The sequence below is a fragment of the Haloechinothrix halophila YIM 93223 genome (genome assembly GCF_000504245.1).
Classification (GTDB): Bacteria; Actinomycetota; Actinomycetes; order Mycobacteriales; family Pseudonocardiaceae; genus Haloechinothrix_A; species Haloechinothrix_A halophila.
The window spans coordinates 2,531,206-2,544,889 of the sequence record NZ_KI632509.1 but is presented as its reverse complement, the minus strand read 5'-3'; the positions used below and the strand labels follow the sequence as shown (position 1 = coordinate 2,544,889).

At 69.7% G+C, this 13,684-nt stretch carries 10 protein-coding genes; 5 read left to right on the top strand and 5 right to left on the bottom strand.

From position 1 onward, the window contains the following. Window positions 1-122 precede the first annotated feature (122 nt). Together AMYHA_RS11575 and AMYHA_RS11570 are read right to left on the bottom strand one after the other, a co-directional pair. A complete protein-coding gene (locus tag AMYHA_RS11575) occupies window positions 123-1,004 on the bottom strand; it encodes an ATP-grasp domain-containing protein (RefSeq protein WP_034270868.1) in 882 nt (293 codons plus the stop codon). Continuing rightward, a complete protein-coding gene (locus tag AMYHA_RS11570) occupies window positions 997-1,308 on the bottom strand; it encodes a hypothetical protein (RefSeq protein WP_034276849.1) in 312 nt (103 codons plus the stop codon). Before AMYHA_RS11570 ends, AMYHA_RS11575 begins: the two co-directional genes overlap by 8 nt. A gap of 193 nt (window positions 1,309-1,501) precedes the next feature. Here AMYHA_RS11570 and AMYHA_RS11565 point away from each other — a divergent pair, with 193 nt between their 5' ends. Next, a complete protein-coding gene (locus AMYHA_RS11565; protein ID WP_034270865.1) occupies window positions 1,502-2,470 on the top strand; it encodes a quinone oxidoreductase family protein in 969 nt (322 codons plus the stop codon). Between the two features lie 121 nt (window positions 2,471-2,591). Here the strand turns inward: AMYHA_RS11565 and AMYHA_RS25665 are convergent, their stop codons facing one another. From AMYHA_RS25665 to AMYHA_RS11550, 3 genes are all read right to left on the bottom strand, one after another. Further along, window positions 2,592-3,221 (bottom strand): FKBP-type peptidyl-prolyl cis-trans isomerase, encoded by a 630-nt coding sequence (locus AMYHA_RS25665; protein WP_084037093.1) that lies wholly within the window; start codon window positions 3,219-3,221, stop codon window positions 2,592-2,594. A gap of 10 nt (window positions 3,222-3,231) precedes the next feature. Continuing rightward, entirely contained in the window at window positions 3,232-5,658 is a 2,427-nt protein-coding gene (locus tag AMYHA_RS11555; protein WP_407919884.1) for an ATP-binding domain-containing protein, read from the bottom strand. A 200-nt stretch (window positions 5,659-5,858) separates the two neighbouring features. Then, window positions 5,859-6,812, bottom strand: coding sequence for a heme o synthase (locus AMYHA_RS11550; protein ID WP_034270863.1), 954 nt, complete (start codon window positions 6,810-6,812; stop codon window positions 5,859-5,861). A gap of 337 nt (window positions 6,813-7,149) precedes the next feature. On the opposite strand from AMYHA_RS11550, the gene tkt reads away from it, so the two are divergent. The 4 genes from tkt (at window position 7,150) to zwf (ending at window position 13,649) form a co-directional block, all read left to right on the top strand. Beyond that, window positions 7,150-9,258, top strand: a complete 2,109-nt coding sequence (gene tkt, locus AMYHA_RS11545) for a transketolase (protein WP_034270860.1) — start codon at window positions 7,150-7,152, stop codon at window positions 9,256-9,258. Between the two features lie 108 nt (window positions 9,259-9,366). Then, window positions 9,367-10,482: a transaldolase gene (tal, locus tag AMYHA_RS11540; RefSeq protein ID WP_034270857.1), complete on the top strand. Its 1,116-nt coding sequence runs from the start codon at window positions 9,367-9,369 to the stop codon at window positions 10,480-10,482. Window positions 10,483-10,487: 5 nt separating this feature from the next. Continuing rightward, window positions 10,488-12,110, top strand: a complete 1,623-nt coding sequence (locus AMYHA_RS11535; protein ID WP_034270855.1) for a glucose-6-phosphate isomerase — start codon at window positions 10,488-10,490, stop codon at window positions 12,108-12,110. A 3-nt stretch (window positions 12,111-12,113) separates the two neighbouring features. Continuing rightward, window positions 12,114-13,649: a glucose-6-phosphate dehydrogenase gene (gene zwf / locus AMYHA_RS11530; protein WP_034270852.1), complete on the top strand. Its 1,536-nt coding sequence runs from the start codon at window positions 12,114-12,116 to the stop codon at window positions 13,647-13,649. Window positions 13,650-13,684: the final 35 nt, after the last annotated feature.

The window sequence follows — 13,684 nt, the reverse complement described above, 5'->3', positions numbered from 1 at the left end:
CTGCCGGTAGGACCAGCAGAATGGGGCGAAGCGGACATCGTTTGGTCCTACGAGCAGGGAGGTCACCAAACGGGTGAACCGAGGCCGGCCGGTGTACGCCCAGCGGCCGGCGTCAGGCGCCCTCAGCCGTCCAGCAGCTCCCGCACGGCCTCGGCCATCCGGATCGCCGCCGCGTCCCCGGCGAGGGACAACCCCAGCGACGGCTCGGTGAGCTCCAGTTCCAGCAGCATCGGCGTGCCGTCCGCACCCCGGACCACGTCGATCCGCGCGTACAGCAGCTCGTTGCGGCGCAGCCGGAGCAGCGACGTCGTGGTGTCCATGGCTTGTTCCGCGAACGCGAGGACGTCGTCGGCGGGCCGCGCCGCCGCGACCTTCTCCGCGACGAACAACCCGGAACCGTCCATCGACGCACCGGACAGCATCGGGCCCTTCACGAACGCGTGTGAGTAACGGCCAGCGAGGAAGACGCACGCGGTCTCGCCGTTGGCGTCGACGTCTGCCTGGTACGGCTGCACCAGCGCGGTCCGGCCGTCGGCGTGTAGCCCGGCCAGGTGCTCACGCGCGCCATCGACGTCGTCAGCCGCGAACCGCCGTGCGCCGCGCGAGCCGGCGCCAACGGACGGCTTCACCACGAACTCGCCAGCCGGCCAGTCCGGTGCCGAGCCTGGCGCGACGACCTGGGTCGGCACGGTCGCCAGCCCAGCGGCGGCCAGCTCAGCCAGATACGCTTTATCGGTGTTCCATCGCGCCACGGACGCCGGGTTGCGCAGCGCGGGCACGGACTCGCACCAGCGCAGAAACTCATCGCGACGGCTGGCGTAGTCCCAGGTGGCGCGCAAGATCACCAGGTCGGCGTCGGAGATCGGCGCGCTGGGGTCGTCCCACACGATCCATTCGGCCTTGCAGCCCGCCTCGGCGAGCGCGGGCAGCAAGATGTCTTCGTCGCCGTCACCGCGTGGCAGGTCAGCGCACCCGGCGAGCAGCACCCGCTTCGGCTCAGCCACGCAGCAGCGAGCGTCCCATCCGGCGACGGTGGCCCGGCCCGATGGCGGCGGCACCGACGGTGTCGGAATCCCAGTCGGACTTCTCCAGGTCGTCGACGGCGTCGATGAGCGCGGTGCCGGTCTCGACCGACGGCACGACGACGTCACCGAGCGCGCCGTCCTTGCCGACGAGCACCACGCGTGCGCCCGACCGGCCGATCGGCTCCACGACGGCGCGCACCGGGGTACCGTGCGCATCGGCGAACGCGCGGGCGCTCGACACCTGCCTGCGAGTGGCTGTGGGGGTGGTCTTCTCCTCGCTCACAGCGGCAGTGTAGATCGAACGCGGCATCCGCGGGTGCCGCGAGCGCCGTGGCACTTGTCATACCAAGGAGGCCGAAAGCGGGCCGACCGGCACACTCGCTCGGCAACCGCCGGTCGGCACGCTGTCGGTCGGATTGGTATCTACTGACACAGTAGTGGACTGACTCACACCGACGAACTCAAGGAGCGTAGCCATGCCCAAGGCGATCGTGGTCGGCAAGACCGGCGGCCCCGATGTTCTGGAGCACACCGATGTCAGCGTGGCCGAGCCAGGTGAGGGCGAACTGCTGGTCGATGTCGCTGCCGCGGGTGTGAACTTCATCGACACCTATCAGCGCGGCGGGCTCTACCCGCGCGATCTGCCGTTCGTCGCCGGGGTGGAAGGCGCTGGCACGGTCGCCGCGGTGGGCAAGGGTGTGTCCGGGATTCGCGTCGGCGACCGGGTGGCCTGGGCCATGGTGCCCGGTAGCTACACCGAGCAGGCGATCGTTCCCGCGTCGTCGGCGGTGCCGGTGCCGGACGAGGCGGACATCGAACTGGCGGCCGCCGTGCTGTTGCAGGGCCTCACAGCGCACTACCTGGCCGCGTCGGTGTACCCGGTGCGTCAGGGTGACATCGTGCTGGTGCACGCCGCGGCGGGCGGTGTCGGACTGCTGCTGACGCAGCTGGTGCGCTCGCGCGGCGGCAGAGTGATCGCCACCGCGTCGACGGAAGAGAAAGCCCGGCTCGCCACGGAGGCGGGCGCGGAGACCGTGCTCGGCTACGAGGACTTCGCTCCGCAGGTACGCGAGATCACCGCCGGGGAGGGTGTGGCCGCCGTCTACGACGGGGTCGGCACGACCACGTTCGACGGCAGCCTCGACTCGCTGCGGGTGCGCGGCACCCTCGCGCTGTTCGGGGCGTCCAGCGGGCCGGTCGATCCGGTGGACCCGCAGCGGCTCAACTCGGCGGGCTCGGTGTTTCTCACCCGGCCTAACTTGGCGAACTACATCGCCACGCGGGACGAGCTGGAGTGGCGTGCCGGGGAACTGTTCGACGCGCTCAGCTCCGGCGACCTCACCGTCCACATCGGCGGGAAGTATCCGCTCGCCGAAGCACGCCAAGCGCACACCGACCTCGAAGGCCGCAAGACGACGGGGAAACTGCTGTTGCAGTGCTCGTAGATACCAATTCGACCGGAAGCACGTGAACGTGCGGGGCAAGCCAGGATGGCACGTCCACGTGCTTCCGGTCTGCTTGGTAGTGCGTGACCGCACTCGCGGGGGCGGCCACGGCAACCCAGCGTCAGTTGATGGCCTGCACCTCGATGACCAGCGCCAGGGTCTCGTCCTGGGCGTAGTCGAGGTCCTCGGTACCGGTGGTCGCCGCCGCACCCTGCTCGGGCGGGATGACGACGAGGGCGCTGCCCTCGGCCTTCATACCGACCAGCGCCTTGTCCCAGCCGGGGATGACGTCACCGGCGCCGACGGTGATCTGCTCGGGCGTGGTCTCGGTCGGCGAGGTCCAGCTGGTGACCTCCTTGCCGCTGGTGACGCCGACGAGGACGTAGTTCACCGAGACGGTGTCACCCTTGGTGACCTTGGGCCCCGAGCCGGGCTCAAGGGTGCTCTGCTGCAGCTTCGTGGGCGTCTCGCAGTGGTCGGGCACGACGATGCTCGGCTTGCTGCCAGAATCGCCCTCCACGGTGAAGTCTTCGATCGGGCACGCCTCGTCCACTGCCCCGTCGTCGGCACCATGCTCTGGTGCTGGCGACAGGCTCGCCGGCGCCGACAGCGACATCGGCACTTCCTGACCAGGGCGCATGTCGGAGGGCGCCTCCAGCGAGGGGGAGCACGCGGTGAGCGCGACGGCCACGGCACCAGCGGCCGCGGTCACACTCACACCCGATACGACGTTCTTGGCTCGAATCCGCATGCAGCAGAGATTAACCACCGCTCACCGTGGCGCTGACACCGCCCAGGCAGCGCGGCAGCGGCTCGCCGGTGGTGACGACGCCGAGCCGCTGCGTGGCGCGGGTCAGCGCTACGTACAGGTCGGCCAGCCCGCGTGAGGAGGCGGCCGCGATCTCGCCGGGTGCGACGACGATCACCGAGTCGAACTCCAACCCCTTGGCCCGCTCGACCGTGAGCACCGACACGCGCTCCCCCGCCACCGACGCCCGCAACGCCGATTGCAGCCGCTGCGGGCACACCACGGCGACGGTGCCGCCGTCCGCCGCGGTGCGTTCGGCCATGGCCAGCGGCGCGACGTCCGCGGCGATCGCCTCCGTGACTCCCGTCCCAGCGCCCGTGGCATCCGTCGCGCCTGCCTCCGCGCCGTCGATGCTGGTGCCGGTGGCATCCAGGTCGTAGCGCCACGGCGTGATGCCGGTGGCACGCACCGACCGAGGCGGTGTCAGCTCCGGGCTGATCTCGGCGAGGACGTCACCTGCCAGGGTCATGATCTCGGCGGGTGTGCGGTAGTTCACGGTCAGCTCGGCCAGCCGCCACCGGCCGTCGACGTGCGGGGCGAGCATCTGTTTCCAGGACGCCGCTCCCCCCGCGGCACCGGTCTGCGCGATGTCACCCACGAGCGTCATCGAACGACTGGGACACCGGCGCATCACCATGCGCCAGTCCATCGCGGTCAGTTCCTGCGCCTCGTCCACGATGACGTGCCCGAACGTCCAGTTCCGGTCGCCCCTGGCGCGTTCGACCGCGCTGAGCTGGCTGCGGTGCTGCTCACGCTCGGCGAGCAGTTCTGCGTCGAGCACGTCCGCGACGCGCAGCCGTTCCTCGTCCGCGATCTCGTCGTCCTGGTCCAGCACGTCCAGCACGCCCTCGGCATAGGCGCGTTGCTCCCGTTCCCGCCGCGCGCGCCGCTCGGCCTCCTCGGTGTCGTCCTCACCGAGCAGTTCGGCCAACTCGTCCAGCAGCGCGATGTCGCCGCTGGTCCACCGCCGGGGTTTCGTCCGCGGCAACGCGGCGCGATCGTCCGCGCTGAGCAGGCCGTCGGCGGCACTGTCCAGCCTGGGGCGGTCGGTGAGCAGGTCGCCGAGCACCTGCTGCGGCGTCAGCTCCGGCCACAGCCCGTTGAGGGCACGGCGGACCGCGTCGTCGCGAGCGAGTTCGGACCGGATGTCGGCAATGTCACGTGAGTCGAGCAGCACGGCGTCCGGGTCCTCGCCCTCGGCGTAGGTGACCTCGGGGACGTCGTCGAGCACCGTGCCGGTCAACGTGCCCGCCGCCTGCTCGGCCAGGGTGTCGAGCATGGTGTCCAAGAACACCCGCCGGGCGAGGTTGTGCGGCCTGCGTGTCGCGCGCGCCTTGTCGCGGGCCACCGCGCAGTCCTCCGGGTGCAGGACCAGGCGTTCTTCCTCCGCGAGCACCGCGACCGGAGCGTCCGGCACCCGCTGCCGGTCGGCGACGGCGGCGGCGAGGACCTCGGCCATCACGGCCCTGCCCTTCACCTCGGCGGCGGCCCTGCCGTCGGTCTCGCGCACCCGCGCGCCGGGGAACATGCCGCCCACTGTGGACAGCAGCACGCCGGTCTCACCGAGCGAGGGCAGCACCTGGCCGATGTAGCGCAGGAATGTCTCGTTCGGACCGAGCACGAGCACTCCCCTGCTGGCCAGCGTCTCGCGGTGCTCGTAGAGCAGGTAGGCGGCGCGGTGCAGCGCGACGGCGGTCTTGCCGGTGCCGGGTCCACCTTGGACGACGAGCACGCCGGACAGGTCGGCCCGGATGATCTCGTCTTGTTCGGCCTGGATGGTGGCGACGATGTCGTGCATCGAGTCGTCGCGCTGCCGGTTCAACGCGGCCAGCAGTGCCGTCTCGCCCGCGAGGCCCAGGTCGGCGCCGGTGTCCTCGGCGTCGAGGTCGAGCACCTCGTCGTCGATGCCGACGACCTGGCGTAGCCGGGTGCGCAGGTGCCGTCGCCTGCGCACGCCAAGCGGCGACGCGGCGGTGGCCAGGTAGAACGGCCGCGCGGCTGGCGCACGCCAGTCCAGCAGCAGCGGCTCGTAGTCGTTGTCGGTGTCGAACAGCCCGATGCGCCCGATGTGGATGCTGCTGCCATCGGTGTTGTCGAGCTTGCCGAAACACAGCCCGGCTTCGACGGCTTCCAGCTGGTCGAGGCGTTCGGCCAGCGTGGTGGTCGCGACGTCGCGGTCGGTGCGTTCCTGCGGGCTGCTGCCGCTGCCGTTGCGCAGGATGCGGGCGAGCCGGGTCGACGTCTCCTCACGCTCGGCGTCGAGCTTGGCGTAGACGGTGCTGACGTGCCGTTGCTCGGCCGCCAGATCGGGGTCGGCCGCGGCGTCGGTCCCTGGGTCGGTCACGGTTTCGGTCGCGCTGGCGTCACCGGGTACGGACAAGGCGCCCCACTTCCTGCTGGTCCCTGCTGGCTGCGTGCCGATATGGCCGACTGTTCAGCGTACCGATTACTGTGCCGGTAGTTACCAATCCGACCGGAAATAGGTCGAACTGGCAGGTCAAGCGAGTGTGCCAGTCGACCTACTTCCGGTCTTCTTGGTAATTCCGCCGCACGGCGACAATCCGGACGCCATGACCGATGTCAGAACGGCAGGCCGATGACCGGCAGCCCGATGGCCGAGTCGGCGGCGAGCGCGACGAACACGATCATCAGGTAGGTGTTCGAGCGGTGGAACAGCTGCATCGGCTTGGTCTTCTCGCCCGCCCGCACGCCGGCGTGCAGCCGGTGCGCGTAGAACAGGAACCAGCCGCCTGCCAGCAGCGCGAAGCTGGCGTAGAGCCAGCTCGTCGCGGGCGCGAGCAGCAGCGTCCAGCCCACCATCACCCAGGAGTAGATGACGATCTGCTTGGCGACGTGCTCCGGGGTGGCGATCACCGGCAGCATCGGCACGCCAGCGCGCTCGTAGTCGTCCCGGTAGCGCATCGCCAGCGCCCAGGTGTGTGGCGGCGTCCAGAAGAAGATCACCCCGAACATCACCAGGGCGGGCCATTCCACCGTCCCGGTGACCGCTGACCAGCCGATCACGACTGGCATGCAGCCGGCGGCGCCGCCCCAGACGACGTTCTGCGCGGTGCGGCGCTTGAGCACCAGGGTGTAGACGAAGATGTAGAACAGAATCGTCCCGACGGCCAGCGCGGCCGAGAGCGGATTCACCGTGAAGTAGAGCACGCTGAACGCGGCGACACCGAGCGCGATGCCGAACACCAGCGCACCCCTCGGCGAGACCGAGTCCCGCACCAGCGGACGACGTTTGGTGCGGTTCATCACCTTGTCGATGTCGGAGTCCGCCACGCAGTTCAGCGCGTTGGCGCTGCCAGCGGCCATGGTGCCGCCGAGCAGGGTGGCCAGCACCAGCCACGGGTCGGGGAACTCCCTGCCAGCGAGGAACATCGCCGGGATGGTCGTGACGAGGAGGAGTTCGATCACCCTGGGCTTCGCCAGTGCGGCATAAGCGCCGATACGGCGTTTGACCAGCTCGATCCCGGTGACAGTGTGGTCCGACGTACGGGAGCGAGCACCGTCGACCAGTGTCATGTCGCTCCCAGCGGCAGGTCGGATGTCATCTCGGGTCGGTGTCGCGCGGCCCTCAGCGCGGCGCGCCGGGAACCAACAACAGATGGTAATCGCGGTGACGCCGACCACCCGAGCCGGGTAGTAACCGCACCACGGCCGCGCTTCGCGCGCGAGAACCATTACCCTTGGTGGGGTCTGGCCACTGCCGTCCGGAACGTCGCGTGCCCGGATGGCCCGATTGGCTCCGCCGAGGCGACGTCATCGGGGCACGGACGCCAGCACGCGCATCATCGCAGACGCCACAAGCATCAACCCCCGCACTCAGCGTGCGAGCCACCTGAATGGAGTCAGAGTCCTCGTGTCCGACACCGCCACTACCGCCGACAACAACCCGCTGGTTCGACGGAACGTGCCCGCGGACTGGACTGAGCTGGACACCCGTGCGGTGGACACGATTCGTGTGTTGGCCGCTGATGCGGTCGAGCGTTGCGGTAGTGGGCATCCGGGTACTGCGATGAGTTTGGCGCCGGTGGCCTACAGCTTGTTCCAGCGCGTGATGCACCATGATCCGGCTGATCCGTCCTGGCAGGGCAGGGACCGGTTCGTGCTCTCGGCTGGGCATTCTAGTTTGACGCTCTACATCCAGTTGTTCCTCGCGGGCTACGGCCTGGAGCTGGACGATTTGAAGGCGCTGCGCAAGTGGGGTTCGCGCACGCCCGGTCACCCGGAGTACGGCCACACCCCTGGGGTCGAGACGACGACGGGCCCGTTGGGTCAGGGGTTGGCGAACGCGGTGGGGATGGCGATGGCCGCCCGCCGGGAGCGTGGCTTGTTCGACCCGGACGCCCCTGCTGGCACGAGCGTGTTCGACCACCACATCTATGTGATCGCCTCCGATGGTGACATTGAGGAGGGTGTGACGTCGGAGGCGTCGTCGATCGCGGGCCGCCAGGAGCTGGGCAATCTGGTGGTGATCTACGACGACAATCAGATTTCGATCGAGGACGACACCGCGATCGCACTGTCCGAGGACACCGCGGCCCGGTATGAGGCGTATGGCTGGCATGTGCAGACCGTCGCCGGTGGTGAGGACGTCGTCGCGATCGAGGCGGCCCTCGAGGCGGCGAAGGCGGACACGACGCGGCCGTCCATGATTCTGTTGCGCACCCTGATCGGGTATCCGGCTCCGACGCTGGGCGGCACCGGTGCCGCCCACGGTGCCGCGCTGGGGGCGGAGGAGGTCGCCGACGTCAAGCGCATCCTCGGCTTCGATCCGGATCAGCATTTCGCCGTCGACGAGGATGTGCTCACCCACACCCGCGGCGCGACCGAGCGCGGCAAGCGCGCGCATGCCGCGTGGAACGAGCGCTACGACACCTGGGCGGCGGCCCATCCGGAGGCGAAGGCGCTCGCGGACCGGCTCGCCACCCGTGCGCTGCCCGAAGGCTGGACTGAGGCGCTACCTGTGTGGGCGCCGGACGCGAAGGGGGTGGCGACGCGGAAGGCCTCCGGTGAGGTGCTCAACGCGGTGGCCGACGTGTTGCCGGAGTTGTGGGGTGGCTCGGCCGATCTGGCTGGCTCGAACAACACGTTGATCAAGAGTTCGGACTCGTTCGGCCCCGTCTCGTCGAGCACCAGCCAGTTCACCGCCCGGCCATACGGGCGGAACCTGCACTTCGGGGTGCGGGAGCACGCGATGGGCTCGATCCTCAACGGTATCGCGCTGCATGGCGGCACCCGCCCCTACGGCGGCACGTTCCTCATCTTTAGCGACTACATGCGCCCCGCTGTGCGGCTCGCCGCGCTGATGCAGGCCCCGGTGACCTATGTGTGGACCCACGACTCCATCGGGCTCGGCGAGGACGGGCCCACGCACCAGCCGGTCGAGCAGCTCGCGTCGCTGCGCGCCATCCCGGGCTTGAACGTGGTCCGCCCGGCTGATGCCAACGAGACCGCCGCCGCCTGGCGGCGTGCCCTCGAGATCACCGACGCTCCCACCGGGCTGTGCCTGACACGGCAGAACGTCCCCGTGCTCGACGGCACCCGAGAACTGGCCGCTGAGGGTGTCGCCCGCGGTGGCTACGTGCTCGCCGACGCCGACGGCGGCGACCCCCGGGTGGTGCTCATCGGCACCGGCTCCGAGGTCCAACTCGCGCTCGCCGCCCGGGAGACCTTGCAGGCCGACGGCGTGCCCACCAGGGTGGTCTCCATGCCGTGTGTCGAATGGTTCGACGCCCAGGACGCCGCCTACCGCGAGAGTGTGCTGCCGCCGTCGGTGACCGCACGCGTCGCCGTCGAGGCCGGCATCGCCCAGCCGTGGCACCGGTTCGTCGGCGACACCGGCGAGATCGTCTCCCTCGAACACTTCGGCGCCTCGGCGGACTACGCCACCCTCTACCGCGAATTCGGCATCACCACCGAAGCCGTCACCACCGCCGCACACCGGTCACTGGCCAACGCAGGGTAGGCGCACACCAACGACTGCGGTACAACCGAAGAGGGCGCTGATCACGCGGCAGGTCACGACCGCCGCGTGAGTCCGACAGCACGCCGCACACACAAGGGATGGCAGATCATGACGACCGATCGACTCGCTCACCTGTCCGACGCTGGGGTATCCCTCTGGCTAGATGACTTGTCCCGGGAAAGGTTGGTGTCGGGCAATCTCGCCGAGTTGATCGCGCGGTCGCACATCACTGGGGTCACGACGAACCCGACGATCTTCGCGGGGGCTCTGGCCGACGGCGCCGCTTACGACGAGCAGATCCGTGAGCTCGCGGCACGAGGCGCTGACCTGCAGCAGGCCGTCCGGGAGCTGACGACCACCGATGTGCGCAACGCGTGTGATCTCTTCCGGGAGACGTTCGAAACGACCGGCGGTGTGGACGGCAGGGTGTCCATCGAGGTGGACCCACGGCTGGCGCGGGACACCGACGCCACCGTGTCCGAGGCGCTGGACCTGGCCAAAACCGTCGACCGGCCGAACCTGCTTGTCAAGATCCCCGCCACGGTCGAAGGGCTGCCCGCCATCAGCCGGGTGCTCGCCGAAGGCGTCAGCGTGAACGTGACGCTGATCTTCTCCCCGGAGCGCTACCGCGAGGTCATCGACGCGTTCATGACCGGGCTGGAGCAGGCGGCGGCGACCGGCCGTGACGTCTCCGCCATTCACTCGGTGGCGTCGTTCTTCGTGTCCCGGGTGGACACCGAGGTGGACAAGCGGTTGGACGCCATCGGTACCGAGGAGGCCGGTGCGTTGCGCGGCGAGGCGGCAATCGCCAACGCGCGGCTCGCCTACGCCCTCTACACCGAGGAGTTCGCCACGCCACGCTGGCGCACGCTCGCCGAGCAGGGCGCGCGCCCGCAGCGCCCGCTGTGGGCGTCCACTGGTGTGAAGGACCCGGCCTACTCCGACACCCGCTACGTCGACCAGCTGGTCGTGGCGGGCACCGTCAACACGGTGCCGGAGGCGACGCTGCACGCGGTCGCCGACCACGCCACCATCATCGGCGACACGGTGACCGACACGCAGGCCGTCGCGACGAACATCTTCGACCGGCTCATCAGGATCGGCATCGATCTCGACGACGTGTTTCACGTACTGGAGGAAGAAGGCGTGGCGAAGTTCGACAAATCCTGGGTGCAGTTACTCGAAACGGTGAACGGCCAGCTCGTCGCGGCGCACGAGGGCTGATCGGCGTGAGTGCACCCGCGACAACGGTCACCGTCGACATCACCGACTCCTCGCTGGCGGCCGCCGCGGCTCCGCTCGCGGCTGAGCTGGCCGAGGACAAGATCGCGTCCAAGGTCACCGCGCAGGACCCGACGCTGTGGGGCGCCGACGCCGAGCAGGAAGCCGCGATCCGGCTTGGCTGGACCACGCTGCACGTCACGTCCCGGCAGCTCATCGGCGAGATCACCGCACTGCACGATGAGCTCAGGGCGGACGGCATCGATCGCGTCGTGCTGGCCGGCATGGGCGGGTCCTCGCTCGCACCGGAAGTCATCGCGGCGACCGAGCCGGTGACGCTGACGGTGCTCGACACCACCGACCCCGGCCAGATCACCGACGCGCTCGCGGGAGATCTCACCCGCACGGTGCTCGTCGTGTCATCCAAGTCCGGCGGCACCGCCGAGACCGAGAGCCAGCGGCGGATCTTCGCGGCAGCCTTCGCCGAGGAGGGCATCGACCCCGCCAGCCGCATGGTGGTCGTCACCGACCCCGGCTCGCCGCTGGCGGAGCTGGCCACCCAAGAGGGCTACCGCAAGGTCTTTCTCGCCGACCCCACCGTTGGCGGTCGCTACTCGGCGCTCACCGCGTTCGGTCTGGTACCAGCCGGGCTGGCGGGCGCCGATGTGGCGCGACTGCTGGACCAGGCGACAGCGGCGGCCGACCAGCTCTCCGACGACTCGACCGCCAACCCCGCGATCCAGCTCGCCGCCGCGTTCGGCGCGGCCCACGAGGCAGGCGCGGAGAAGATCGTGCTCACCGACACTGGCTCCGGCATCGTCGGGCTCTCGGCGTGGATCGAACAGCTCGTGGCGGAATCCACCGGCAAACAGGGCACCGGGCTGCTGCCGGTCGTGGTGGAGTCCGCCGATGCGCCCGGCTTCGCCGACGCGGGCGACGACGCCACCACCATCAGCATCGGCAGGCTCGCCGACCAGCCCGGCACCGCGGCCATCGTCACTGAGGGCTCGCTCGGCGGACAGTTCTTCCTGTGGGAGTACGCCACCGCGATCGTCGGCAGGCTGCTCGGCATCAACCCGTTCGACCAGCCCGACGTCGAGGCCGCCAAGCGCGCGGCCCGCACGTTGCTCGACGGCTCGGCGGGCACCACGATCGCGCCATCAGCCGTGCTGGGCTCAGTCGAGGTGTACGCCTCGTCCGGCGTGTCCGGCGAGGGCTCGCTGACCGACGTGCTGCGGCAGTTCGTCGCGACCGTGCCCGAGAACGGCTACCTCGCGGTGCAGGCCTACCTGGACCGGCAGGACGACGCCTCGGCGTCGCTGCTGCGGGCCGAGCTGGCCAAGCGCATCGGCGCGCAGGTCACGTTCGGCTGGGGGCCGAGGTTCCTGCACTCCACCGGCCAGTACCACAAGGGCGGCCACCCGAACGGCGTGTTCCTGCAGCTCACCGGCGCGGTCGAGGAGGACCTGGACGTGCCAGGCCTGCCATACCAGCTCAGCACGTTGCAGCTGGCGCAGGCGCGTGGCGACGCGGAGGTGCTGACCGATCGCGGCCGCCCCGTGCTGCGGCTGCACCTCACCGACCGGCTCGCTGGGCTGGCGGAACTGGTGCGTGCCGTGCAGGATCTGTGAGCGATGACCGAGTCGGGCACAGCCGCCTGGACGAACCCCCTACGCGATGACCGGGACAAACGGCTTCCGGTCATCGCGGGACCGTCCAGCCTGGTCATCTTCGGGGTGACCGGAGACCTGGCGCGGAAGAAGCTGCTGCCCGCCGTCTACGACCTCGCCCACCGAGGTCTGCTGCCGCCAGGGTTCGCGCTGGTCGGCTGCGCGCGTGGCCAGCAGGATGACTTCCCCTCGATCGTGCGGGACGCCGTTGAGCGGTATGCCCGCACGCCGTTCAAGGAGTCGGTGTGGCGCAGACTGGCCGAGGGCATCCGGTTCGTGCCGGGTGACTTCGGTGAGGACGACATCTTTGAGCGGCTGGTCAAGACCGTCGACGACTTGGACGCCGAACGCGGCACCGGCGGCAACCACGCCTTCTACCTGTCCATCCCGCCCAGCGTGTTCGGCGTGGTCACGCGGCAGCTGGCGAAGTCTGGGCTCGCGACGTCCACATCGGACACCTGGCGGCGGGTGGTGATCGAGAAGCCGTTCGGCCACGACCTGACCAGCGCCCGCGAGCTGAACAACATCGTCGGCGCCGTGTTCGCCGAGGAGTCGGTGTTTCGCATCGACCACTACCTCGGCAAGGAAACCGTGCAGAACATCCTGGCGCTGCGCTTCGCCAACCAGCTGTTCGAGCCGATCTGGAACTGCCATCACGTCGACCACGTGCAGATCACCATGGCCGAGGACATCGGCGTCGGCGGCAGGGCGGGGTACTACGACGGCATCGGAGCCGCCCGCGACGTCATCCAGAATCACCTGCTGCAACTGCTGGCGTTCACCGCGATGGAGGAACCGCTGTCGTTCGAGCCCGCCGCGCTGCGGGCGGAGAAGGTCAAGGTGCTGCGCGCGACTCAGCCGATCGGTCCGCTGGACCAGACGACGGCGCGCGGCCAGTACACCGGCGGCTGGCAGGGCGGCGAGCAGGTGACCGCGCTGCACGACGAAACCGGGTTCGATCCAAAGTCCACCACCGAGACGTATGCGGCGGTGACACTCGGGGTGCAGAACCGGCGCTGGGCCGGAGTGCCGTTCTACCTGCGTACCGGTAAGCGACTTGGCAGGCGGGTCACCGAGATCGCGGTGGTGTTCCGCCGCGCGCCGCACCTGCCGTTCGACTCGACGTCGACCGAGGAACTCGGCCAGAACGCGCTGGTCATCCGAGTGCAGCCGGACGAGGGCGTCACCATGCGGTTCGGCTCCAAGGTGCCGGGCACCACCATGGAAGTCCGCGACGTGACCATGGACTTCGGATATGGGCACGCCTTCACCGAGTCCTCCCCCGAAGCGTACGAACGGCTGGTGCTCGACGTGCTGCGCGGCGAGCCGTCGCTGTTTCCCGGCGACGAGGAGGTCGAGGAGTCCTGGCGCATCCTCGATCCGGTGCTGACGCACTGGGCAGAGCGCGGCGCGCCGGAGCCCTATCCACCAGGTTCGTGGGGTCCGCCGTCGGCCGACGCGGTGCTGTCCCGCGACGGCAGGACATGGCGCAGGCCATGAGTGTGGACGTCCACACGCGACTCGCGAGGAGCGGC

Excerpts from the sequence above, each read along its gene's own strand:
- AMYHA_RS11550 (WP_034270863.1), bottom strand. The coding sequence starts at position 6,812 with ATGACACTGGTCGACGGTGCTCGCTCCCGTACGTCGGACCACACTGTC.
- AMYHA_RS11565 (WP_034270865.1), top strand. The coding sequence starts at position 1,502 with ATGCCCAAGGCGATCGTGGTCGGCAAGACCGGCGGCCCCGATGTTCTG.
- zwf (WP_034270852.1), top strand. The coding sequence starts at position 12,114 with ATGACCGAGTCGGGCACAGCCGCCTGGACGAACCCCCTACGCGATGAC.
- tal (WP_034270857.1), top strand. The coding sequence starts at position 9,367 with ATGACGACCGATCGACTCGCTCACCTGTCCGACGCTGGGGTATCCCTC.
- AMYHA_RS25665 (WP_084037093.1), bottom strand. The coding sequence starts at position 3,221 with ATGCGGATTCGAGCCAAGAACGTCGTATCGGGTGTGAGTGTGACCGCG.